Annotated in this window: 20 protein-coding genes and 1 pseudogene; 20 read left to right on the top strand and 1 reads right to left on the bottom strand. The window is 32.8% G+C overall.

Annotated features, from left to right (window positions below; all coding sequences use genetic code 11):
- Positions 1-97 precede the first annotated feature (97 nt).
- The 17 genes from AC1RPT_RS03380 (at position 98) to pepT (ending at position 16,982) form a co-directional block, all read left to right on the top strand.
- Positions 98-973 (top strand): YitT family protein, encoded by an 876-nt coding sequence (locus AC1RPT_RS03380; protein ID WP_409022480.1) that lies wholly within the window; start codon positions 98-100, stop codon positions 971-973.
- 24 nt (positions 974-997) lie between these two features.
- Positions 998-2,173: a CDP-glycerol glycerophosphotransferase family protein gene (locus AC1RPT_RS03375; RefSeq protein ID WP_481762404.1), complete on the top strand. Its 1,176-nt coding sequence runs from the start codon at positions 998-1,000 to the stop codon at positions 2,171-2,173.
- An 18-nt stretch (positions 2,174-2,191) separates the two neighbouring features.
- On the top strand, positions 2,192-3,001 hold the full coding sequence (locus tag AC1RPT_RS03370; RefSeq protein ID WP_409022482.1) for an ABC transporter permease: 810 nt from the start codon (positions 2,192-2,194) through the stop codon (positions 2,999-3,001).
- A gap of 105 nt (positions 3,002-3,106) precedes the next feature.
- Positions 3,107-3,997 (top strand): deoxyribonuclease IV, encoded by an 891-nt coding sequence (locus tag AC1RPT_RS03365; protein WP_409022483.1) that lies wholly within the window; start codon positions 3,107-3,109, stop codon positions 3,995-3,997.
- 198 nt (positions 3,998-4,195) lie between these two features.
- Positions 4,196-4,384: a 30S ribosomal protein S21 gene (rpsU, locus tag AC1RPT_RS03360; RefSeq protein ID WP_057973588.1), complete on the top strand. Its 189-nt coding sequence runs from the start codon at positions 4,196-4,198 to the stop codon at positions 4,382-4,384.
- 17 nt (positions 4,385-4,401) lie between these two features.
- Positions 4,402-4,845 carry a GatB/YqeY domain-containing protein gene (locus AC1RPT_RS03355; RefSeq protein ID WP_409022484.1) on the top strand — a complete coding sequence of 148 codons (444 nt, stop codon included), beginning with the start codon at positions 4,402-4,404 and terminating at the stop codon, positions 4,843-4,845.
- 107 nt (positions 4,846-4,952) lie between these two features.
- On the top strand, positions 4,953-5,438 hold the full coding sequence (gene ybeY, locus AC1RPT_RS03350; protein WP_409022485.1) for an rRNA maturation RNase YbeY: 486 nt from the start codon (positions 4,953-4,955) through the stop codon (positions 5,436-5,438).
- Positions 5,416-5,820: a diacylglycerol kinase family protein gene (locus tag AC1RPT_RS03345; protein WP_409022486.1), complete on the top strand. Its 405-nt coding sequence runs from the start codon at positions 5,416-5,418 to the stop codon at positions 5,818-5,820. The genes ybeY and AC1RPT_RS03345 overlap by 23 nt, the downstream gene beginning before the upstream one ends.
- Positions 5,821-5,863: 43 nt before the next feature.
- A complete protein-coding gene (gene era / locus AC1RPT_RS03340; protein WP_409022487.1) occupies positions 5,864-6,769 on the top strand; it encodes a GTPase Era in 906 nt (301 codons plus the stop codon).
- A gap of 64 nt (positions 6,770-6,833) precedes the next feature.
- The gene (gene recO / locus AC1RPT_RS03335; RefSeq protein ID WP_481761411.1) at positions 6,834-7,625 is read left to right on the top strand and encodes a DNA repair protein RecO; all 792 of its coding nucleotides are present in this window, start codon (positions 6,834-6,836) and stop codon (positions 7,623-7,625) included.
- 270 nt (positions 7,626-7,895) lie between these two features.
- Entirely contained in the window at positions 7,896-8,813 is a 918-nt protein-coding gene (glyQ, locus tag AC1RPT_RS03330) for a glycine--tRNA ligase subunit alpha (protein ID WP_409022489.1), read from the top strand.
- 1 nt (position 8,814) lies between these two features.
- The gene (gene glyS / locus AC1RPT_RS03325; RefSeq protein ID WP_481761358.1) at positions 8,815-10,890 is read left to right on the top strand and encodes a glycine--tRNA ligase subunit beta; all 2,076 of its coding nucleotides are present in this window, start codon (positions 8,815-8,817) and stop codon (positions 10,888-10,890) included.
- Between the two features lie 192 nt (positions 10,891-11,082).
- A complete protein-coding gene (gene dnaG, locus AC1RPT_RS03320) occupies positions 11,083-12,933 on the top strand; it encodes a DNA primase (RefSeq protein WP_481761357.1) in 1,851 nt (616 codons plus the stop codon).
- A 14-nt stretch (positions 12,934-12,947) separates the two neighbouring features.
- The gene (rpoD, locus tag AC1RPT_RS03315) at positions 12,948-14,087 is read left to right on the top strand and encodes an RNA polymerase sigma factor RpoD (RefSeq protein ID WP_409022492.1); all 1,140 of its coding nucleotides are present in this window, start codon (positions 12,948-12,950) and stop codon (positions 14,085-14,087) included.
- 97 nt (positions 14,088-14,184) lie between these two features.
- Positions 14,185-14,880, top strand: coding sequence for a tRNA (adenine(22)-N(1))-methyltransferase (locus tag AC1RPT_RS03310; protein ID WP_481761356.1), 696 nt, complete (start codon positions 14,185-14,187; stop codon positions 14,878-14,880).
- A complete protein-coding gene (locus AC1RPT_RS03305) occupies positions 14,877-15,674 on the top strand; it encodes a Nif3-like dinuclear metal center hexameric protein (protein ID WP_481761355.1) in 798 nt (265 codons plus the stop codon). The genes AC1RPT_RS03310 and AC1RPT_RS03305 overlap by 4 nt, the downstream gene beginning before the upstream one ends.
- Positions 15,675-15,731: 57 nt before the next feature.
- Positions 15,732-16,982, top strand: a complete 1,251-nt coding sequence (pepT, locus tag AC1RPT_RS03300; protein WP_481761354.1) for a peptidase T — start codon at positions 15,732-15,734, stop codon at positions 16,980-16,982.
- Positions 16,983-17,102: 120 nt separating this feature from the next.
- Here the strand turns inward: pepT and AC1RPT_RS03295 are convergent, their stop codons facing one another.
- Complete coding sequence (locus AC1RPT_RS03295) at positions 17,103-17,291, bottom strand: YjzD family protein (protein ID WP_409022496.1); 189 nt, start codon at positions 17,289-17,291, stop codon at positions 17,103-17,105.
- 132 nt (positions 17,292-17,423) lie between these two features.
- Between AC1RPT_RS03295 and dnaE the strand changes: the two genes are divergently transcribed.
- The 3 genes and pseudogenes from dnaE to pyk form a co-directional block, all read left to right on the top strand.
- Positions 17,424-20,744 carry a DNA polymerase III subunit alpha gene (gene dnaE / locus AC1RPT_RS03290; RefSeq protein WP_481761353.1) on the top strand — a complete coding sequence of 1,107 codons (3,321 nt, stop codon included), beginning with the start codon at positions 17,424-17,426 and terminating at the stop codon, positions 20,742-20,744.
- A gap of 111 nt (positions 20,745-20,855) precedes the next feature.
- A complete protein-coding gene (gene pfkA, locus AC1RPT_RS03285) occupies positions 20,856-21,824 on the top strand; it encodes a 6-phosphofructokinase (RefSeq protein WP_481761352.1) in 969 nt (322 codons plus the stop codon).
- A 59-nt stretch (positions 21,825-21,883) separates the two neighbouring features.
- Positions 21,884-23,302 (top strand): annotated as a pseudogene (gene pyk / locus AC1RPT_RS03280) (pyruvate kinase); the annotation flags it as partial.
- Between the last annotated feature and the right edge of the window lie 179 nt (positions 23,303-23,481).

Genomic DNA, 23,481 nt, shown 5'->3' with positions numbered 1-23,481 from the left:
AAGATTTACTTGATAAGTAAATGTCTAACTGTATCTGACCGTAATGAATGGTATAATATTCGTAACTTGTTAAAATGAAATGTGAGGTTTTTTGATCATGGACGATCTGCAACAAATTTTTAAGAAACATTCATACGCGGCCAAAGCTTCAACAGCATTTATATATGCGATATTAGTTTCGGTTGCGATGAACTTTTTTTGGACACCAGGAAAAATATATGCCTCTGGTATTACGGGGTTAGCGCAATTAGTAGCAACCCTCCTTAGTCGATATGCACCATTTCAAATATCGACTGCGTTACTCTTATTTCTTTTAAATGTACCAATGTTCATTTTGGCTTGGAATAAAATTGGTCACCGTTTTACTGTGTTTACTTTTCTAGCAGTTGTATTTTCAAGTATTATGATCAAAGCAATTACGCCAGTAACGTTAACAACGGATCCTATTATTTGCGCGATATTTGGTGGAGCTGTTAATGGATTTGGTACTGGATTAGCGCTTAGAAATGGAATTTCAACTGGTGGATTAGATATTATTGGCTTAACAATTAAAAAGAAAACAGGTAAAAGTATTGGAACTATTAATATTATTTTTAATGCTTTTATTGTTCTAGCAGCCGGTTTTATTTATGGTTGGCCATATGCTTTTTATTCTGCATTGGGATTATTTGTTAATGCTAGAGTCATGGATATGGTTTATACAAGACAACAAAAAATGCAAGTTATGATTGTGACGAGTCGTCCTAAGAGTGTGATTGATTCAATACAAAATCATATGCGTCGTGGAATCACAATTGTTAACGATGTTGAGGGTGCTTATCATCATGATGATAAGACACTTTTAATTACCGTTATTTCGAGATATGAACAAAATGAATTACATGATGCAATGGAAGAGTCAGACCCGGTCGCATTTGTTAGTATCTCAGAAAACGTTCAGATATGGGGACGTTTTTATGAGCAAGCATTATAAATAAAACTAAAGGATTAATAAGTTATGCAAATTAAAAAGATAATCTACTTATTTCTCATCAGACTATTTTCGTTACTGAATTTCTCTAAAAAAAGTACTAATATCAGCTATTTAATGAGTTTCGGTGGTAATAGTGACTTCATTCGGAAATTAAATCAAAGATGTTTAGATAATAATCAACATTTAATCATTTTTTATCGACCTTCTATGAAGTTAGAAATTAAGAATATCGAAGACTTAAATATTGAAACCAAAATATTTACTGAAAATATTTCTTTCGTATTAAATTTAATCCCTCTGATTTCTAAGAGTAACTTAATTTTTGTCGATAATTATTTTGCTTTTTTAGCCACAATGCATACAAAAAAAACAACCAAAATTGTTCAACTTTGGCATGCAAATGGGGCAATTAAATCGTTTGGTTGGGATGAGCCTAAGACAGCTGATCGATCAGCTGAAGATAAAAAACGATTTCAATCTGTCTATAATCAATTTGATGATTTTATTGTAGCGTCAGCTAAAATGGGGTCAGTATTTAAGAAAAGTTATCATGTTTCTGATAATCACATTTTAGAACTTGGATACCCTGCTACAGATAAATTTAAAGATAGCAATTGGATAAAATTAACAAAAAAAAATATTTTTAGTAGCCACCCAGACTTAATTAAGAAAAAAATCATTTTATACGCACCAACATATAGAGAAGATATAAATGGGGAAGTTATATTAGAAATACCAGATGATTTTTCTAATATTCAAGAATTATTAAATGATGAAACTAAGTTAATTATTAAATTACATCCGCATTTAAAGGACAAAGAGCTTGCCTTTAAAAAATTATTATCTAAGAATAATGATATTTTATGGGTGGATGAATACACAACTGGAGAATTGTTGGTCATCACAAATTGTTTAATTACAGATTATTCATCGGTTATTTTTGATTTCAGTTTATTGCCAAACGCTGAACGAGTTTTATTCTATTGTTTTGATTTAAAGAATTATGAAAGTAGTATTGGGATTCAATCGGATTTTAATAACTGGGTACCAGGACCGATTGTGCAAACAATGAGTGAACTAGTTGCTACTTATAAAGAATTCAAAAATAGTGATAGACAATTAGCAACATTTAATTTATTATGGAATACATCTAATGATGGGCATGCGACAGAGCGTGTTCTAGATTATTATTTTACTTAAATAAGGAGCGTCAATACATTGAAAAAAGTTATTTCAATTATAAAAGAACAATTTGAAAATTTACCAATTATATTTCGAGTTTCAAAATATGAAGATCGAGCAAGTTACCAAAGTCATTATTTAGGAATTGCATGGGAGTTTTTAAACCCAATGATTCAAATTGGTATTTACTATCTTGTTTTCGGTGTTGCCTTGCACGCTGGACAACAGATAGATGGGGTTAATTATTTTGCTTGGATGATGGTGGGTATCGCCCCATGGTTGTTTATGAATTCTAGTGTACTTGGTATGTCTCGTAGTGTTTATGAAAAAGTTGGATTAGTTGCTAAAATGAAATTTCCAGTTAGCGTACTACCAACAATTCGTATGGTCAGTCAAATGACTGCGTATTGGGTTATGTTCGGTTTTAGTATTATTGTTTTATTATTATCAGGTGTAACGCCCACTTTGTATTGGTTACAGTACATTTATTATTTTATCTGTATGATTGCATTTTTATTTGCTTTCGGTATTTTTAATTCAACCATCTCAATTTTAGCTCGTGATTACTATATAGCACTCCAATCGATTATGAGGGTTTTATTTTACATGTCAGGTATTTTATTCAATTTAAATTCTGGTAGTTTTCCTAAAGTTTTTGTTAGAATTCTACAAATAAATCCGTTTAACTATTTAGTCGCAGGGTTTAGAGAAACTTTCTTGAGCGAAGGTTGGTTTTTTAATAATCCAACACAACTATTACTATTTTGGTCAATCACATTAATGTTCCTCTTAATAGGATCACATTTACACTATAAATTTAGAGCTCATTTTGTTGATTTAATTTAAATATAAAAGATTTAGAAAACTTCCTGTCAGGTGAGTATTCTAAATCTTTTTTTATAATCAATGTTATAATACAATCAAGTTAAAATGCGAAAAGGGGTAAGGATAATGTTGATAGGATCACATGTTAGTATGAAGGGAAAAGATATGTTACTTGGTTCCGCCGAAGAGGCTTCGAATAATGGAGCAAGTACATTTATGATTTATACGGGAGCACCTCAAAATACAAGGCGAAAAGATATTTCAGAGATGAATATTCCAAAAGGTAAAGCCTTTATGGTGGAACATGGATTAAGTGATATAGTTGTTCATGCCCCTTATATTATCAATTTAGGAAATACAGTTAAACCAGAGAATTTTACATTTGCAATCAATTTTTTGAAAGCTGAAATAGATAGGGCCGAAGCATTAGGTGCTACTCAAATGACTCTCCATCCTGGTGCTCATGTAGGTGCGGGAGATGAAGCTGCAATTAAACATATCATTGAAGGATTAAACGAAGTTTTGACTTCAGACCAAAAAATTCAAATTGCTATTGAAACAATGGCGGGCAAGGGTACAGAGGTTGGACGAACATTTGAACAGATTGCACAAATGATTGATGGTGTGAAGTTGAATGATAAATTATCTGTTACGTTTGATACATGTCATACTAGTGATGCTGGATATAATATTAAAGATGACTTTGAATCTGTTATAGAAAAGTTTGATGATATTATTGGAATTGATCGATTGAAAGTCTTTCATATTAACGATTCAAAAAATGTTCAAGGAAGTCATAAAGATAGACATGCTAATATTGGCTTTGGTGAAATTGGGTTTGATGCATTAAATAGTATTGTACATGACGAAAGATTTAGTAAGGTACCTAAAATATTAGAAACACCATATGTAGGTGTAGATAAAAAAAATCAACAATCACCATATCAAAAAGAAATTTTGATGTTTAAAGAAAATACCTTTAATCCTAATCTATTAACGGAACTTGGGTTAAATTAAAGCTGTTTATTGATTTAGATCAATTGATTTATGCTTAATTTGTTAAAAAAAAGTATATTTTTTGTATTATCTCAAATATTTTATAAAAGATTTATTGACGGCGATAAAGACTTTAGTTATAATGAACAAGGACAGTTCGACGATGCAACTTAATGCATAAAAAGACGGTTACATTCAAGCTCGGAGGGAGGGATATCTATGTCAAAGACAGTCGTACGTAAAAACGAATCTCTCGATGATGCTCTTCGTCGCTTTAAACGTTCCGTTTCTAAAACAGGTACATTACAAGAATACCGTAAACGCGAATTCTATGAAAAGCCAAGTGTGAAACGTAAGAAGAAATCCGAAGCAGCAAGAAAGCGTAAAACAACTAAGAAACGCTTCTAGTCTAGGGAGGAATCACGTTGAGTCTATTAGAAACACTTAATAACGATTTAAAACAAGCGATGAAAGCAAAAGACAAACAAACTTTAAGTACTGTAAGAATGCTTAAAGCAGCTGTTACAAACGAAGAAATTAAAGCAGGTCATGATTTATCAGTTGATGATGAAACTGTTTTATTGGCTCGCGAGTTAAAACAACGCAAAGAATCTTATGCAGAATTCAAAGATGCCGGTCGAGATGATCTTTTAGAAAATCTTGATATGGAAATAAAAATTGTCGAAAAATATTTACCTGAACAATTATCAGCTGAAGAAGTTACTGATGTCGTGAAAGAAGTTATTTCACAAGTTGGTGCAACATCAAAAGCTGATTTTGGAAAAGTCATGGGTGCGGTTATTCCTAAACTTAAGGGACGCGCTGATGGTAAGGTTATAAGTGAGACAGTTAAATCATTATTAAATTAGCGAAAAAGGAATTACAATTCAACTTGAATTGTAGTTCCTTTTTTTTTATGCTATTATTTGAGTTGAGTAACTTTGGGACATATAAAACGAATTTAAAGAGGGTTATTATGGATTTAGAAATTTTTGACCACACTAAGGCAGAACCAGAAAAAAATATAACATTAATTAAAGAAATTCTTAATTTTGCGGGTAAGAAAATAAAATTACCTGATGAAACAGAAATGTCAGTTACTTTAATGAATAATGAAGAAATTCACAAAATTAATCGTGAATATCGAAATGTAGATAGACCAACTGACGTCATCAGCTTCGCAATCGAAGAAGATGGAGATGATATGCCAATTATTTTTCCTGATGATGAAGGTATGGATATGCCTGAAATTGCTAAAAATATCGGTGATATCATGATTTCAACTGAAAAAGTTGCTGAACAAGCAGTTGATTATGGTCATTCTTATGAACGTGAATTGGGATTTTTGACAGTCCATGGGTTCTTACACCTAAATGGTTACGATCATATGGAACCTGAAGATGAAAAAGAAATGTTTGGATTACAAACAGAGATATTAGATGCTTATGGCCTTAAACGATAAGCGCCAAGTTAAAAAAAATCGAACATTTTTGTTGTCACTAGGACATTCTCTAGATGGCCTTGTTACGGTTTTTAAAGAAGAAAGAAATATGAAAAAACATGTAGCCATGATGATACTAGTATCTATTTGTGCGGCAATTTTTCAAATTTCTGAAACAGAGTGGCTATGGCTAGCTCTTAGCATTAGTATGGTTATTATTAATGAAGTTTGGAACACAGTTATAGAGAATCTGGTTGATCTGACAACTGGTCATAAATATAATGAGATTGCAAAAAAAGTTAAAGATATGTCAGCTGCTGCTGTCTTACTTTCGGCACTATTTGCGATGATTGTTGGATGTCTTATTTTTATCCCACAACTGTTAGAATTAGTTTTTGATTAGTCAATTATAATAAAAGGTACATAAATAAGAGGAGAATTAATTAATGCAAAATAAAAAGTTTCATTCAGGATTTGTGGCAATTTTAGGACGACCAAATGTTGGAAAATCAACATTTTTAAACAATGTTATGGGTCAAAAAATTGCTATTATGAGTGATAAGGCACAAACGACCAGAAATAAAATTCAAGGTATTTATACAACAGATGATGCACAAATTGTCTTTATTGATACACCTGGTGTTCATAAACCAAAGAGTCGTTTAGGTGATTTTATGGTCAAATCAGCACTTTCAACACTTGGTGAAGTTGATGCTATTTTATTTATGGTTAATGCAACAGAAAAACGTGGACCAGGAGATAATTTTATTATTGATCGATTAAAAGATACTAAGAAACCAATTTATTTGGTTATTAATAAAATTGACCAAATTCACCCTGATGAAATATTAGCTATTGTGGAAACGTATCGAGAATCTTTGGACTATAAAGAAGTTTTCCCAATTTCAGCACTTAAAGGAAATAACGTCGATGAGCTTGTTGATTCATTAATTAGTGAATTACCTGAAGGACCCCAGTTTTACCCAGAAGATCAAATTACAGATCATCCAGAACGTTTTGTTATGGGTGAACTAATTCGTGAAAAAGTTTTACAATTAACACGAGAAGAAGTTCCTCACTCAGTTGCCGTTTTGGTTGAAGATATAAAAAAAGAGGACGAAGAAAAATTGCACATTTCTGCAACAATTATCGTTGAACGTCCAACGCAAAAAGGTATTATTATTGGTAAAGGTGGTAAAATGTTAAAAGATATCGGTGTTAAAGCTAGAAAAGATATCGAAACGATGCTTGGTGATCGCGTTTATTTGGAACTTTGGGTTAAAGTTCAAAAAAATTGGCGAGATAAACAGACTGATTTAAAAGCATTTGGTTACCGTGAAGATGACTATTAAGAAGTAACTAATGATCGGAACAAGATAATTTTTGTTCCGATTTTTATTTGCTCATGGAAAGGGGATGCATAGTATCGTTCAGAATAATGCAGATTTTGAAGGGATTTTACTTTATCGTAAAGAATATAAAGAACGTGATCTTTTAGTGAAATTTTTAACCGATCGTTATGGTAAAAAAATGTTTTTTATTAAAGGTGCTAGAAAACGAGGATTCAAATTATCTGCTGCTTTACTACCATTTACAATCGGAACTTACAGTGGGAGTATAAATGACAACGGATTATCATTTATTAATACTGCTAAAGAGTTTGAACAATTTCAAACGATTTCACAGGATATAATCAGTAATGCTTATACCATTTATATTTTTAGTTTAATTGATGCTGCATTCAAAGATAACGAACCCATCTCTGTTTGGTACCGAAAAGTTGTGACAGCAATTCGATTGATTAACGAAGAATTTGATCCAGAAATTATTACAAATATTATTGAAATTCAGCTATTAACAGTTTTTGGTGTACAGCCTCAATTGCAGGTCTGTGCAGTTGGTGGCGAAACGCAGGGAGAATTTGATTATTCAGAATCTTACGGTGGGCTACTGTGTTCTAAACATTGGTATCTTGATAATAATCGACTTCATGCTACTCAAAAAACAATTTTTTATTTGAGACAATTTTCTGTAGTGAATCTTGATAAATTAAATTCAATCAAGGTTGCTGAGAGTACCAAAAAGGAATTACGTCGTATTATTGATGTTATTTATGATAATAGTGTTGGATTAAATTTGAAAAGTAAAAAATTTATCGATGGAATCAGTTCTTGGCCAGTCTCATTAAAGAAAAATACTGAAATATAATTGACAAATACTTATTTCTAAACTATGATTATAGAGAAATAAATAGCGGGATTATGATGAAAAAGGGTAAGAATAGTTATTAAAGCGAACTTAGGATTAGTGCAAGCTAAGTAATTAATTATTTTTATTGGCATTTTCGGAGTCCTTTGTTAATGAAGCTGCTGGTTGAATTGAACCAGAAGTAGGGTGGAACCGCGATATTAAAATCGTCCCTATGTGGTCTATAAGACTGCATAGGTTTTTTTGTGCTTAAAAATAAGGAGGAATACTATGTCAAAAAAGTTAGCTGTTCAAGATATTATTATGACATTACAAAAATTCTGGGCTGATCAGGGTTGTATGTTAATGGAGGCTTATGATACAGAAAAAGGTGCTGGAACTATGAGCCCTTACACATTTTTACGTGCAATTGGACCAGAACCATGGAATGCTGCATACGTTGAACCTTCAAGACGTCCTGCAGATGGTCGTTATGGCGAAAATCCCAATCGTTTGTACCAACATCATCAATTTCAAGTTGTGATGAAACCATCTCCTGCAAATATTCAAGATTTATATTTGGATAGTTTGCGTGCATTAGGTATTGATCCAGCTGAACATGATATTCGATTTGTTGAAGACAACTGGGAAAACCCATCAATGGGTTGTGCTGGTGTTGGCTGGGAAGTTTGGCTTGATGGTATGGAAGTTACACAATTTACTTATTTCCAACAGGTTGGTGGATTAGAGGTACATCCCGTCACTAGTGAAGTTACTTATGGTTTAGAGCGCCTTTCTTCATATATTCAAGATGTTGAGAGTGTTTATGATCTTGAATGGGCTGATGGGGTCATGTACGGCGACATATTTAAAGAACCAGAATATGAAAATTCTAAATATTCATTTGAAGAAAGCAATCAAGAAATGTTATTTAATTTGTTTGATGTATATGAAACAGAAGCCAAAAAACAGATTGCCAATGGGTTAGTTCATCCGGCATACGATTATGTTTTAAAATGTAGTCATACATTTAATTTATTAGATGCTCGAGGAGCCGTTTCTGTTACTGAACGTGCTGGATATTTAGCAAGAATTAGAAATATGGCTAAATCAATTGCTAAAGTTTTCGTACAGGAGCGTAAAAAATTAGGCTACCCATTACTAAAAGATGAAAAACTTCGTAGTAAATTATTAAAGGAGGATAAATAAGATGACACATTCCTTTTTATTAGAAATTGGGTTAGAAGAAATTCCTGCTCATGTTGTTACACCTAGCCAAAATCAATTGGCTAAACGTGTAGGTGACTTTTTAACAGAGCAACGGTTATCATTTGACGAAATAAAGGCATTCTCAACACCCAGACGTTTAGCTGTTGAAGTGACTGGTTTGGCTGATAAACAAGCAGATATTCAAGAAGAAGCTAAAGGACCTGCAAAGAAAATTGCCATGGATGATGAAGGAAATTGGTCTAATGCTGCAAAAGGCTTTGTCCGTGGACAAGGAGTAACAACAGACGATATAACGTTTAAAGAATTAAAAGGCGTTGAGTATGTCTATGTAAATAAATTTATCGCTGGTAAATCTGCCAAAGATATTTTGGTTCAGATTAAAGATGTGATTGAAGCGATGACATTCCCAACAATGATGCACTGGGCAAATTATGACTTTAAATATGTTAGACCAATTCGTTGGATAGTTGCGTTACTTGATAGTGACGTTATTCCATTCAGTATTTTAAATATTAAATCTGGCCGCCAAACGCAAGGCCATCGTTTTTTAGGAGAAGCTGTAGATTTAGCCTCAGTAACAGAGTATGTTAAAAAATTAGAAGAACAATATGTAATCGTTGATTCTAATAGACGAAAAGAAATGATTAGAACACAAATTACTAATCTTGAAAATAATCAAGACTGGCATATTATTCTTGATGAGGATCTTTTGGAAGAAGTTAACAATTTAGTTGAATATCCAACAGTATTTTCTGGTCATTTTGATAAGAAATATTTAGATATTCCTGATGTTGTTCTAATGACTTCAATGAAAGACCATCAAAGATTCTTTTATGTGCGTGGCCAAAACGATGAAATCTTACCAATGTTCGTCTCAGTTCGTAATGGGACAGAAGCTAACATTGCTAACGTCGAAGCAGGCAATGAAAAGGTTCTTACAGCACGATTGGAAGATGCTGCATTTTTCTACCAAGAAGATCAAAAACAAACGATTAATGATTATGTAGAGCGATTAAAAAATGTCACATTCCATGATAAAATTGGATCAATGTCTGAAAAAATGGAACGTGTTCAATTAATGGCACAAATCATTGGTAAACGCCTTGGCTTAAATGACCATGAATTATCTCTTTTACAAAGAACAAGTGAAATTTATAAATTTGATTTGGTAACAGGGATGGTTGGAGAATTTTCTGAACTTCAAGGAATTATGGGTGAGAAATATGCCTTGCTAATGGGCGAAAATCCAACTGTTGCACAAGCAATTTCTGAACACTATATGCCAATTAGTGCTGATGGCGAACTACCTAAATCAAAAATTGGTGCAGTTTTAGCAATTGCTGATAAGTTGGACAGCATGTCAAGTTTCTTCTCAGTTGGATTAATTCCAACTGGATCAAATGATCCCTATGCACTTCGTCGTCAAGCGTTTGGGATAGTTAGAATTGTTGAAGATCGTCAGTGGCATTTTTCACCACTTGAGGTACTGAACGATATTAAGGAATTGGCAACGATACATCCAGATTTATTTACCAAGATGACTGTTGGCGAAAATGATAAAGATATTTTAAGTTTTGTTAATGATCGTATGAAGCAATGGCTTTCAAATAAAAACGTCAGTTATGATGTAATTGAAAGTGTTGTTGAAAGTACAGATGCAGATTTATTAGTTATGTCAGAGGCCGCTGTAACCTTAGAAAATCATAAAAATGATAAGGATTTCAAGGAGACCGTTGAAGCAATCAATCGTGTATTAAAGCTAGCAGATAAAAATGAGGCAACTAATCTAGTTGTTGAACAAGTATTATTAGATAATACTGCTGAAAAAGATTTATTTGAACGAGTTGAAATAATCCAAAGTCAGTTGGCAGATTTAACGTCAGAGAAGTTATATACTACATTAAGCGAGATTCGTCCGCTAATTGAAAATTATTTTGACCAGACAATGGTTATGGTTGATGATACAAAAATTAAAAATAATCGCTTAAATCAATTGAGTTTAATTGCTAAGATGAGTTCAAAATTAGGTAATTTAAGTAAATTAAATATTAAGTAATATAAAAATGAGAATTTATCTGTGAAGATAAATTCCTTTTTTGTTTGGTAATAGAATCAGAATAGTCATATTTGACAAAAGTGTCTATTACTTGAAGCTAATAATTGTATTTATGTCAAATAAATGCTATTATTATGGGTACTCAAAATATAGGTAACTTCGTATCGTTAGTTTTGGAGGTGAGTAGTTGGAATGAGAATACCCGAAAACGTAATTGAACAGGTGCGAACTAGTGTGAATATTACTGATATCATTAGTCAGTATGTCGGATTAAAAAAATCTGGTAGTAATTTTATGGGTTTATGTCCATTTCATGAAGAAAAAACGCCTTCATTTTCTGTAAGCGAAGAGAAACAAATTTTTCACTGTTTTAGCTGTGGAAGAGGTGGGAATGTTTTTAAGTTCTTAATTGAGCTAGAGGGACTTAGCTTTCCAGAATCTGTCAATAAAGTTGCAGAATTTTCAGGAATGGATATCGATAGTAAATATTCTGAATCTCAGTCAGCAAGGACACAAGAATCAACTGAAAATCGTCAGTTAAAGCAAATTCATGATGACGGTGCTAAATTATATCAACACATTTTAATGAATACAGAAATGGGTCAAAAGGCATTAGATTACCTGCATAATCGTGGTATAACGGATGAAATTATCAAAACTTTCCAAATTGGATTTGCGCCTGGGAAATCGGTCTTACAAGATTTTTTTAAGGAAAAGAAAGTAGACTATCAATTATTAAGGCAGTCTGGACTATTTATTGAAAATCAAACAGGTGATTTGCGTGAACGATTTATTGATCGAGTGATGTTTCCGATTAGAAATCAAAATGGTCAAGTTGTTGCCTTTTCAGGTCGTCTGCTTGAAAAAAATAAAGAATTACCTAAATATTTAAACAGTCCTGAAACGCCTATTTTTAATAAAAGAGAGATTCTATTTAATTACGATTTGGCAAAAAAAGAAATTCGGACAGAAGGAAATGTTATTTTGTTCGAAGGATTTATGGATGTTTTAGCAGCATACCGCTCTGGAGTTAAAAATGGTGTCGCCTCTATGGGAACAAGTTTAACAAATGAACAAATTTATTTGTTAGAACGTTCAACATCACAATTAAATATTTGTTATGATGGGGATGAACCCGGGCAAAATGCAACAAATCGTGCTTTGAACCTGCTAGCGAATCAGACAAAAATGAAAGTTGGCGTGCTAGCCATTCCTAACGGTATGGATCCTGATGAGTTTGTTAAAAAAAATGGTAAAGAAGCGTTTCTGGAGTTAGCTCACTCTGCTCGAGAGACGGTTATTTCATTCAAAATGAATTTTTTGAAACGAAATAAAAACTTAAAAAATGAAAGTGAGCAAATTGATTATATTGATCAAGTACTACAAGTTTTAACTACAATTAAAACGCCGTTTGAGCAAGATATTTATATTAATCAGTTGGCAGATGAATTTAAAATTGATAAAGGAATTCTAAGACAACAGTTAATTGATTTAGTTGCCGTTCAACCAAAAGTAGTGCAACAAGTTAATCAAGTTCCAAGGGTTCGAACAGATGAACCACCTGTAGAAAATCGCTCAGAGGTCATGAGCGATGAAAAAATTGATCGTGTTGAAAGAGCTGAAAGATTATTGCTTTATCGTATATTACATGATCATACAGCTTGGCTGAAAATTCGATCAATTGATGATTTTAGTTTTGTTCATGATAGTTATCAGTTAATATATACGTTAGCTGAAGGCTATTTAGAATTACATGAGCAATATGAAATTGCTAGTTTTTTAGATTACTTGCCAGAAGAGTCTTCAAAGAGATTTTTAATGCAAATAGAGCTGATGACAGTTGCAGAAGAGTCTTCAGAGGATGAATTTGATGATTGTGTGTCCGTCATTATGAATGATTCGCCGATGGAACAATCAATTAATCAAGTTCGATCAGATCTTATGGAAGCAAATCGTCTTGGCAATACAGAACTAACCAATGAATTATCAGTTAAGTTAATTGCATTATATCAAAAACAACAAGTACCACGAACATCCATCTAAGGGAGGAATTATTAATGGTAAAAAAAGTAGAAAAAGTTGAAGAATCAGAATTTGACGAAAAAGGCTTTAAAAAAGCACAAACGAAGTTGATCAAGGAATATAAAGTAAAAAAAGAAATTAAGTATGATAATTTAACAGATGAACTAGCAACACCATTCCATTTAGATGCTGATCGTATGGATAAATTACTTCAAAAAGTCGCAGATGCTGGTATTGCTGTTGTTGATGAAGAGGGAAACCCAAGTGAACATAGTTTAAAAGCAGCTGAAAAAGTTACAAAGAAAGCTTTAAAAGACACATCAGCACCAACTGGAATAAAAATTAATGACCCAGTTAGAATGTATTTGAAAGAAATTGGTCGTGTTAACCTTTTAAAAGCTGAAGAAGAAGTTGCTTTAGCATTAAAAATTGAAGAAGGCGACGAAGAAGCAAAACAAAAATTGGCAGAAGCTAATTTACGTTTAGTTGTTTCAATTGCTAAACGTTACGTTGGTCGTGGAATGCAATTTCTTGATTTAATTCAAGAGGGTAACATGGGATTAATGAAGGCTGTTGAGAAATTTGATTATCGTAAAGGATTTAAATTCTCAACATATGCGACATGGTGGATTAGACAAGCAATTACACGTGCTATTGCTGATCAAGCACGTACAATTAGAATTCCAGTTCATATGGTTGAAACAATTAATAAATTAATCAGAATTCAACGCCAATTATTACAAGAACTTGTTCGCGAACCAATTCCTGAAGAAATTGGTGCTGAAATGGATATGCCAGCTATGCCAGCCGAAAAAGTTCGTGAAATTTTAAAAATTGCTCAAGAACCTGTTTCATTAGAGACACCAATTGGTGAAGAAGATGATTCACATTTAGGTGATTTTATTGAAGATCAAGATGCAACTAGTCCAGCTGACCATGCGGCTTATGAACTCTTGAAGGAGCAACTAGAAAATGTTCTTGATACATTAACAGATCGTGAAGAAAATGTTCTGCGTTTAAGATTCGGTCTTGATGATGGTCGCACAAGAACACTTGAAGAAGTTGGTAAAGTGTTTGGAGTGACACGTGAACGTATTCGTCAAATTGAAGCTAAAGCATTACGTAAACTACGCCATCCATCTCGTTCAAAACAATTAAAAGATTTCTTAGAATAAAAAATTTAAGGACCATTATAAAACGAAACCTGTTTTATAATGGTCCTTTTTTAGTTATAATAAGAAAAGATAAGATACGAAAGAAGAGGATCAAGAAATGGATGCACGACATTTATCAGATCGATTAGTTCGAGTTGCAAAATTTGTACCAAAAAATGCACGATTGGCCGATATTGGATCGGATCATGCTTACTTACCTGCGTATTTAGCTATTAATAAAATTATTTCATATGCTGTTGCTGGAGAAGTAGCTAAAGGGCCTTATGAAAATGCCGTAACAGAAATTAATACAGAACGATTAGACCACATGATAATGCCAAGATTAGCTAATGGGTTAAAGGCAATTAAATTAGACGATAATATTGATACTATCACAATTGCCGGAATGGGTGGCCCTTTAATAAAGGATATATTTACTGCCGATTTAGAAAAATTAACGGGTGTCCGTCGTTTAATTATTCAACCTAATGTTGGACAAAAATTAATAAGAGAATGGTTAATGGATCATTCATATCAAATTATTGATGAAGATATTGTCGAAGACGACCATCATGTCTATGAAATTATTGTTGCTGAGAAAGTTAACACTAAAATGAGCTACTCGATATTAGATTTAAAGTATGGACCTAAATTAAGAATTGAGCAAAGCGATGTATTCAAAGCTAAATGGCACAAGCAAATGGAAAAAAAGCGTAAAGTTTTAAAAAATTTTGAGGCAGCAAATAAAGTTCCTATTGATAAAAAAAGGATATTAGAAGTTGATATCAAAGAAATTGAGGAGATGCTGGGATGACAAAAATTATTGATTTAGTCAATCAATTCGAAGTATTTGCTCCAAAAAGTATGGCTGAAATTGGTGATCCAGTAGGCCTACAATTAGGTGATATTAATAATACTGTTACTAAAGTAATGACAACTTTAGATGTTCGTCCAGAAGTTGTCCAAGAAGCAATTAATAAAAATGTAGATTTTATTTTCGCACATCATCCATTAATATTTAGACCGGCAAAAAATTTGGATACTACGAATCCTCAAAATAAAATGTATGCCGATTTATTGAGTCATAATATAACAGTGTATGCAGCTCATACTAATTTAGACAATGTTACAGGTGGGATGAATGATTGGTTAGCGAGTCGTTTAAAATTACAAGAAACAATCCCGTTAGTGCATACAAATAGTTCAGATTATGGAATGGGTCGAATCGGAAATTTAACTAGTCCTATGACTGTTATTGAATTTTCTGAATATTGTAAGAAGCAATTTAACATAAGTGGATTAAGACTGATTTCTAATGATTTGACGCAATCAATTAAGCGTGTTGCAGTTCTAGGTGGTGATGGTGGTAAATTTTATCATGAGGCAATTAAGCAGCAGGCGGATGTTTACGTAACAGGAGATGTCTACTACCACACGGCTCATGACATGTTAGCAGAAGGGTTGTCAGTTATTGATCCGGGCCATCATGTTGAAAGTATCTGTAAAGCACAATTGAAACGGTTATTTGGAGAATGGAATCTAGAAAATAATTGGCAAATTGAGATTATTGAATCAGATATTAATACAGATCCATTTCAGTTTATTTAATTTTAAAATTAGAGTATGATTAGAGATATTAAATAATAGATTAGGAGATACGCTATCATGACAAAATATGAAGAATTAATTCCACGTTTTATTAAGTATGTTAAAGTAGAAACTCGTTCTGATGAAAATTCAGGGGTAACTCCTTCAACGCAAACTCAAGTTGAATTTGCGAAAGAATTAAAGGAAGAACTTTTACAAATTGGATTAAAGGATGCACGTATTTCTAAAAAAAGTGGGTATGTTTTAGCAACATTACCAAGTAATTTAGAAGCTGGTAAAAACGTTAAAGCGGTTGGTTTTATTTCACATATGGATACAGCTGCATTTACAGCAGAGGGTGTTAACCCCCAATTCGTTGAAAATTATGATGGCGAATCTGATATTAATCTTGACGATGATGGTAAATTTAAACTAACTATTAAAGAATTTCCAAATTTAAAAAATTATAAAGGCAATACATTAATTACAACAGATGGTTCAACACTATTAGGATCAGATGATAAATCGGGAGTAGCTGAAATTATTACTGCTGTAGCTTATTTAGTTGCACATCCTGAAATTAAGCATGGTGACATTAAAGTTGGTATTGGACCTGATGAGGAAATTGGGGTAGGTGCTGATAAATTTGACGTAGCCGATTTTGGAGCTGATTTAGCTTACACTGTTGATGGTGGACCATTAGGTGAATTAGAATATGAAACATTTAATGCTGCTCAAGCAGTCGTTTCAATTCAAGGTAAGGAAGTTCATCCTGCAACTGCTAAAGGTGTTTTAATTAATGCAAGTAAGTTAGCAAATCAATTTGACTCATTATTACCACAAGATGAAGTACCTGAAAAAACTGAAGGCCGCGAAGGTTTTTACCATTTAATTTCAGTAGAAGGTACAGTTGATGAAGCAAAAATGGTATATATTATTCGTGATCATGATCGCCAAAAATTCGAAGATCGCAAAAAGTATATGATGGGTATTGCTGATAAAATGAATGCTGATTTTGATTCTGAACGTGTGACAATTGATATGGTAGATCAATATTACAATATGCGTGAAGTAATCGAGAAGGATATGACTGTTGTGACTGTTGCTAAAGAAGCTATGGAAAATTTAGCAATTAAACCGGATATCTATCCAGTACGTGGTGGGACAGATGGTTCAAAAATCTCATTCATGGGATTACCAACACCAAATATATTTGCTGGAGCAGAAAATATGCATGCGCGATTTGAATTTGTTTCAGTTGAAACAATGGAAAAAGCAACGGATGTTGTTCTAGAAATTATAAAATTAGTATCTGAAGAAACAAAATAGGTATTATTAAATAGTGTGGATGAGTTAAACTAGAGGACATATTGAGACCTTTCTTTCTCAAATTTTTCCTTATAGTCTTATAAAGCCAAAAAAAAGATAAACTAATTAGTTTATCTTTTTTTATTTATCTGATTTAGGATCTTTGAGAATGGCGTAGAGGCAATTTACGACAATTAAGCCGGTAACTGCAAAAATAATACCGATTAACAAAACTGGTGCAAACAATGTACCAGTTAGTGAGCTTACGATATAACCAATTACTTCACCAAAAATGAAGCCCCAAAAGAGAATTGTTAATTGTTTCATCATAGAACAGCACCTCACATTCAAAGCTAATTTTAGCACAAATAATTATTTTTGCAAAAGCTTTTTAGTGTCTATTGGGTATTGTTAAAAAGTTTTGTATAATAACATTAATAGATACGTGAAAAGGGGGATAAAATGTTTGTTCCGTTAAAAGTTAAAAGTTCATTCAGCTTATTACAAAGCACCACTAAAATTAATGATCTTGTTCAAAGTGCTAAAAGTAAAGGCTATAAAGCAATTGCCTTAACAGATAATAATACATTGTATGGTGCAATTGATTTTTATAATGCCTGTCAAAAAGCTGAAATTAAGCCAATTATCGGACTAACGTTAGATATCTCCGGTTTAATCGAAACAAACCATGAATATGAATTGACCTTTATTGCAAAAGATAAACAAGGTTATCAAAATTTAATGCAATTATCGACCTTAAAAATGACCTTAAATGATGATAAGTTAAACTTTAGTAGTTTAACTAACTATTTAGACGGTTTATTTATATTATCACCTAGTGAAAAAAGTGAATTTAGTTATTTAATTGAACAAAGTCAAATATCCGATGCAAAAGAATTATTAGCCAAATATCAAAGCTTAATAGGTTCAGAAAATATTCGAGTTGGCCTATCTCACTTAATGGATAAAATTACGGCACAATCAATTAAATCTTTAGCTCAAAATTTTGATATTCGTGTAATTGCGCTAGATGAAGTAGCTTATTTGGATGCTGAAAATCAGTTTGATATTGATGTGTTAAAGGCAATTAGTACTGGTGAAACGATTTTAATTAATAAAGTTGATGAACAAATTCAGGGAGAATATGCATTAAGAAATCCAAAAGAGATAACGGAGCAATATCAAGAATTGCTAATGGCAGATGCAATTCAAGAAACCCAAAATTTAGCAGATGAAACGTCTCTGGAATTAACATTCTCACAACCCAAACTACCTGAGTATCCATTACCTAATAATGAAACAGCACATAGTTATTTGAGAAGTATGTGTAATACTGGATTAAATGAGCGGTTTCCAAATGGTGTACCTAAGGAATATAAACAAAGATTAGAACTTGAGTTAAACGTTATTCAACAAATGGGATTTGAAGATTACTTTTTAATCGTTTGGGATATTATGAACTATGCTCATTCGCAAAATATTATAACTGGCCCAGGACGAGGGTCATCTGCTGGATCGATCACAGCCTACGTTTTAACGATTACGGATGTTGATCCAATTAAATATAATTTATTGTTTGAACGTTTTTTGAATTCAAAACGTGTTCAGATGCCGGATATTGATTTAGATATTCCAGATGATAAACGTGGACTAATCCTTAATTATTTACATCAAAAATATGGACATTATCACATGGCTCAAATTATTACATTTGGCACAATGGCAGCAAAACAGGCTTTGAGGGATGTTGGTCGAGTATTTGGTGTATCACCTTTTGAAATGAAAGGGTGGAGTGATTCAATTCCAAATGTTTTGAAAATTACGTTGACAGAGGCGCTAGCACAATCACAAAAATTACGTAATTTAGTTAATGATAGTTCCAAAAATAAAAATATTTTTACAATTGCGCAGCATATCGAAGGGATTCCAAGACACTACTCTACGCATGCAGCAGGGGTCGTATTGAGCCAAATTGATTTACGAGAAGTGGTTCCGTTACAAAATGGAAGTGAGGATATTCTTTTAACGCAGTATTCTAAAGATATAGTTGAAAATGTTGGTTTATTAAAAATCGATATTTTAGGTCTACGTAATTTAAATATTTTAGATCAAGCTGTAACACAGGTTAAAAAGAATTATCAAGCAGACTTCAATCCAGCATTCATTAATTTAGAAGATGAAAAAACATTAGCTCTTTTTAGATTAGGTGATACATCCGGTGTTTTCCAATTTGAATCTAATGGTATCAAAAATGTTTTAAAAAAATTACAACCAACATCTTTTGAAGATATCGCAGCTGTAAATGCGTTATATCGGCCGGGTCCGATGGAAAATATAGATACATTTATTGCACGAAAACATCATCTTGAAAAAATAACATTTCCGGACAATAGTTTAAAACAAATTCTTGAGTCAACCTATGGTGTATTAGTTTATCAGGAGCAGGTTATGCAGGTCGCATCAAAGATGGGTAATTTTACACTTGGTGAAGCTGATTTACTACGCCGAGCAATGAGTAAAAAGAAAAAAAAGACTATTGATGAAATGCGTACTCAGTTTATCAATGGGGCATATGATAATGGAATTCAAGAAGATGTAGCTAAAACAGTTTATAGTTATATTGAGCAGTTTGCTAATTATGGATTTAATCGTTCACATGCCGTTGCCTATAGTAAAATTGCTTTTCAATTAGCCTATATTAAAGCTAATTTTCCAGCTGCATTTTTTGAAGCTATTTTAAATTCCGTTGGTAATAATCCGCAAAAAATAAAAGAATACTTAGTGGAAGCAAAGCAATATCATGTAATAATTAAATTACCTGATATTAATATGAGCGAGGTAGGTTTTAGTTTAAGACAAAATATTGTTTTATTTGGATTAAATAGTATTAAAGGACTTAGAAAAGACTTTATTGAACATATCATTACATTACGGAAAAAAGAATTGTTCACAGATTTCCAATCCTTCCTGCATCGGATAGATAAAAAATATTTAAATGAGGAAAATATTTCAGCTTTAATATATTCTGGGTGTTTTGATCAATTTGAATATAATCGTGCTGAGTTGATTAGTGCTCTACCAGAATTAATTAGTAGTATTGATTTAAGTGGAAATAATACTAATTTATTTGAATTATTAACACCTAAGATAGCAAGACAATCAAACTTTCCATTAATGGTTCGATTAGAAAAAGAATCACAATATTTAGGTGCGTATCTTTCGGGACATCCGGTTGAGAAGTATCGGAAACAGCTAAATCAAAGCGATTTTAAAAAAATATCGGAAATATCTGATAAGACACATGTAACCATTTTAGTTAATCTTACGAGAGTAAAAGTTATTCGAACAAAGAAGGGTCAACAAATGGCCTTTGTAAATGGTTCGGATGAAACAAGTGAGATTGATTTGACAATATTTCCTGATTTATTTCGACAGAAAGAATCTTTACTTGAAAAAAATAAGGTCGTTGTCGTTTCGGGGGATGTTGAAACAAATAGAGGATTACAAATTATTGTTAAAAAAATAGAATTAGCAGATGATTATTTTAAACGAATAACTCAAAAAAAATGGTTTTTGAAGATTACTAAAGAAACAACAAATGAAAAAATAGAAAAATTAATGCAAACCATGAAAATAAGGTTAGGTCAAACACCGGTTATTTTGTACTATGAAAAAGACAATCGTAAAATTAGTTTAGATAGAACTTATTGGTTAAGGAACGACAAAGAAACACATACAGCGCTTACAAAAATATTAGGTTCTGAAAATGTCGTCATTAAGTAATTTATTCTTGAAAATACTGAAAATATTTTCACATTTAACAAGACAACTTTTCTGAAAAGTGTTAATATAGTGAGTGAAATATGTACTTAAATTACTTATTGAGGTGAAGAAATGAAACGCATTGGTATTTTAACAAGTGGTGGAGATGCGCCAGGTATGAACGCTTCAGTTCGTGCTGTTGCACGTCGTGTAATTGGTGAAGGATTAGAAGCATACGGTATTAATTATGGTTTTGCTGGTTTAGTTGCTGGCGATATTCATAAAATTGAATATGCTGACGTTGATGATGTTATTCAACGCGGTGGAACAATGTTATATTCAGCCCGTTATCCTGAATTTGCAACTGCTGAAGGACAATTAAAAGGTATCGAACAACTTAAAAAGTTCGGTATCGATGCTTTAGTTGTTATCGGTGGGGATGGTTCATACCATGGTGCTTTAGCACTCACAAAACGTGGATTTAACGCTGTTGGTATTCCAGGAACAATCGATAATGATATTCCTGATACAGATTTCACAGTTGGATTTGATACAGCTGTTAACACAGCTCTTGATGCAATTGATCGTATTCGCGATACTGCTCGTTCACATCAACGTACGTTTATCGTTGAAGTAATGGGTAGAAATGCTGGAGATATTGCTTTATGGTCCGGTATTGCTGGTGGTGCTGATGTTATTGTTATTCCTGAAAAAGGATATAACATGCAAGAAATTGCAGACAAGCTCAACAGTAACCGTGAACATGGTAAAGATTCAGGAATTATCGTATTAGCTGAAGGTGTTATGGGAGCTAGTGAATTTGCTGCTGAATTAGACACATATGGTAATTTTGAAACACGTGTGACTATTTTAGGCCATACACAACGTGGTGGCGTACCAACTGCCAAAGATCGTGTCTTAGCAAGTCGTTTTGGTGATTATGCTGTTCAACTTCTTATGGAAGGTAAAGGCGGATTAGCAATTGGTATTAAAGACAACAAATTAGTTGCTGAAGATATTGTTGCAACGCTTGAAGAACATAAACATCATACAGATTTGAGTCTTTTAGACTTAAATACACGACTTTCAACACCAAAATAATATAATACTGTTATTGTTATTTATAAATAATAAGTAAACTAAGAGGAGATCATAATCTAATGAAAAAAACTAAAATCGTAAGTACACTTGGTCCAGCCAGTTCAGATCTTGATACAATTGTTAAATTAATCGAAGCCGGTGCTAATGTTTTCCGTTTCAACTTTTCTCATGGTGACCATGAAGAACATTTAGGTCGTATGACATTAGTTCATGAAGCAGAAAAAATTACTGGTAAAATGGTTGGTATCATGCTTGATACTAAAGGTGCAGAAATCCGTACTACTGTTCAAAAAGAAGGTAAAATCAACTTTGAAATTAATGATATTGTTCGTATTTCAATGGATGATTCACTTGAAGGAACAAAAGAAAAGATTGCTGTTACTTACCCAGGTTTAATTGAAGATGTTCATGTTGGAGGCCACGTATTGTTTGATGATGGTCTTATCGATATGAGAATTGATGAAATTGATACAGCTGCTAACGAATTAGTAACAACTGTTATGAATTCTGGTCGTTTAGGTTCACGTAAAGGTGTTAACGCTCCTGGTGTATCAATTAACTTACCTGGTATTACTGAAAAAGATTCAGACGATATTCGTTTTGGTTTAGATCAAAACATTGATTTCATTGCTGCAAGTTTTGTACGTAAACCAGCTGATGTTTTAGATATCCGCGCTTTACTTGAAGAAAAAGGAATGGAACATGTTCAAATCTTCCCTAAGATTGAATCACAAGAAGGTATCGATAATATTGATGCTATTATGGAAGTTTCTGAAGGATTAATGATTGCCCGTGGCGATATGGGTGTTGAAATTCCTGCTGAAAATGTTCCTTTAGTTCAAAAAGACTTAATCAAAAAATGTAACGCTTTGGGCAAACCAGTTATTACTGCTACTCAAATGCTTGATTCAATGCAAGAAAACCCACGTCCTACACGTGCTGAAGCATCTGATGTTGCTAATGCCGTATTTGATGGAACAGATGCAACAATGCTTTCAGGTGAAAGTGCTAATGGTGACTACCCTGTAGAATCAGTTGCAACAATGGCTCGTATTGATGAAAAATCTGAAAATGCATTGCGTGCACATAGCTCATTTGCATTAAATGAATTTGACAAAAATGATGTTACTGAAACTATTGGTCGTGCTGTTGCTGAAACAGCTGATAGCTTAGGTATTAAAACTATCATCGCTGCTACAAAATCTGGTCAAACAGCACGTATGATTTCTAAATACCGTCCTGACTCAGATATTTTAGCTATTACTTTTGACGAACAAACTCGTCATGGTTTATCAGTTAACTGGGGTGTTCACCCAATCATTGCTGAAAAACCAGCATCAACAGATGCATTGTTTAGTTTAGCAACTGAAAAAGCTAAAGAATTAGGTTTCGCTAAAAAAGGTGACCTTATCTTAATCACTGCTGGTCTTCCAGTTGGTGAAAAAGGAACAACAAACAGTTTGAAAGTTCAATTAGTAGACTAATTATATTAAGGTTCAAGTACATGATGAACCTAAGTTAGTATATCGGTAAGACATTGGTGACGAAAAATGTTATTGGGTTAATCATGAATATAATTGACTAATTAAGATAATATTGATCAGGTTGTATCAATCCTTACTTGAATATTTTAAAATTGGAAAAGGGGCTGTGACAT

This window comes from Dellaglioa sp. CoH-56-MRSF-11, assembly GCF_056782135.1.
The sequence above is the reverse complement of the archived record's forward strand: the minus strand, read 5'-3'. Positions and strand labels throughout refer to the sequence as shown.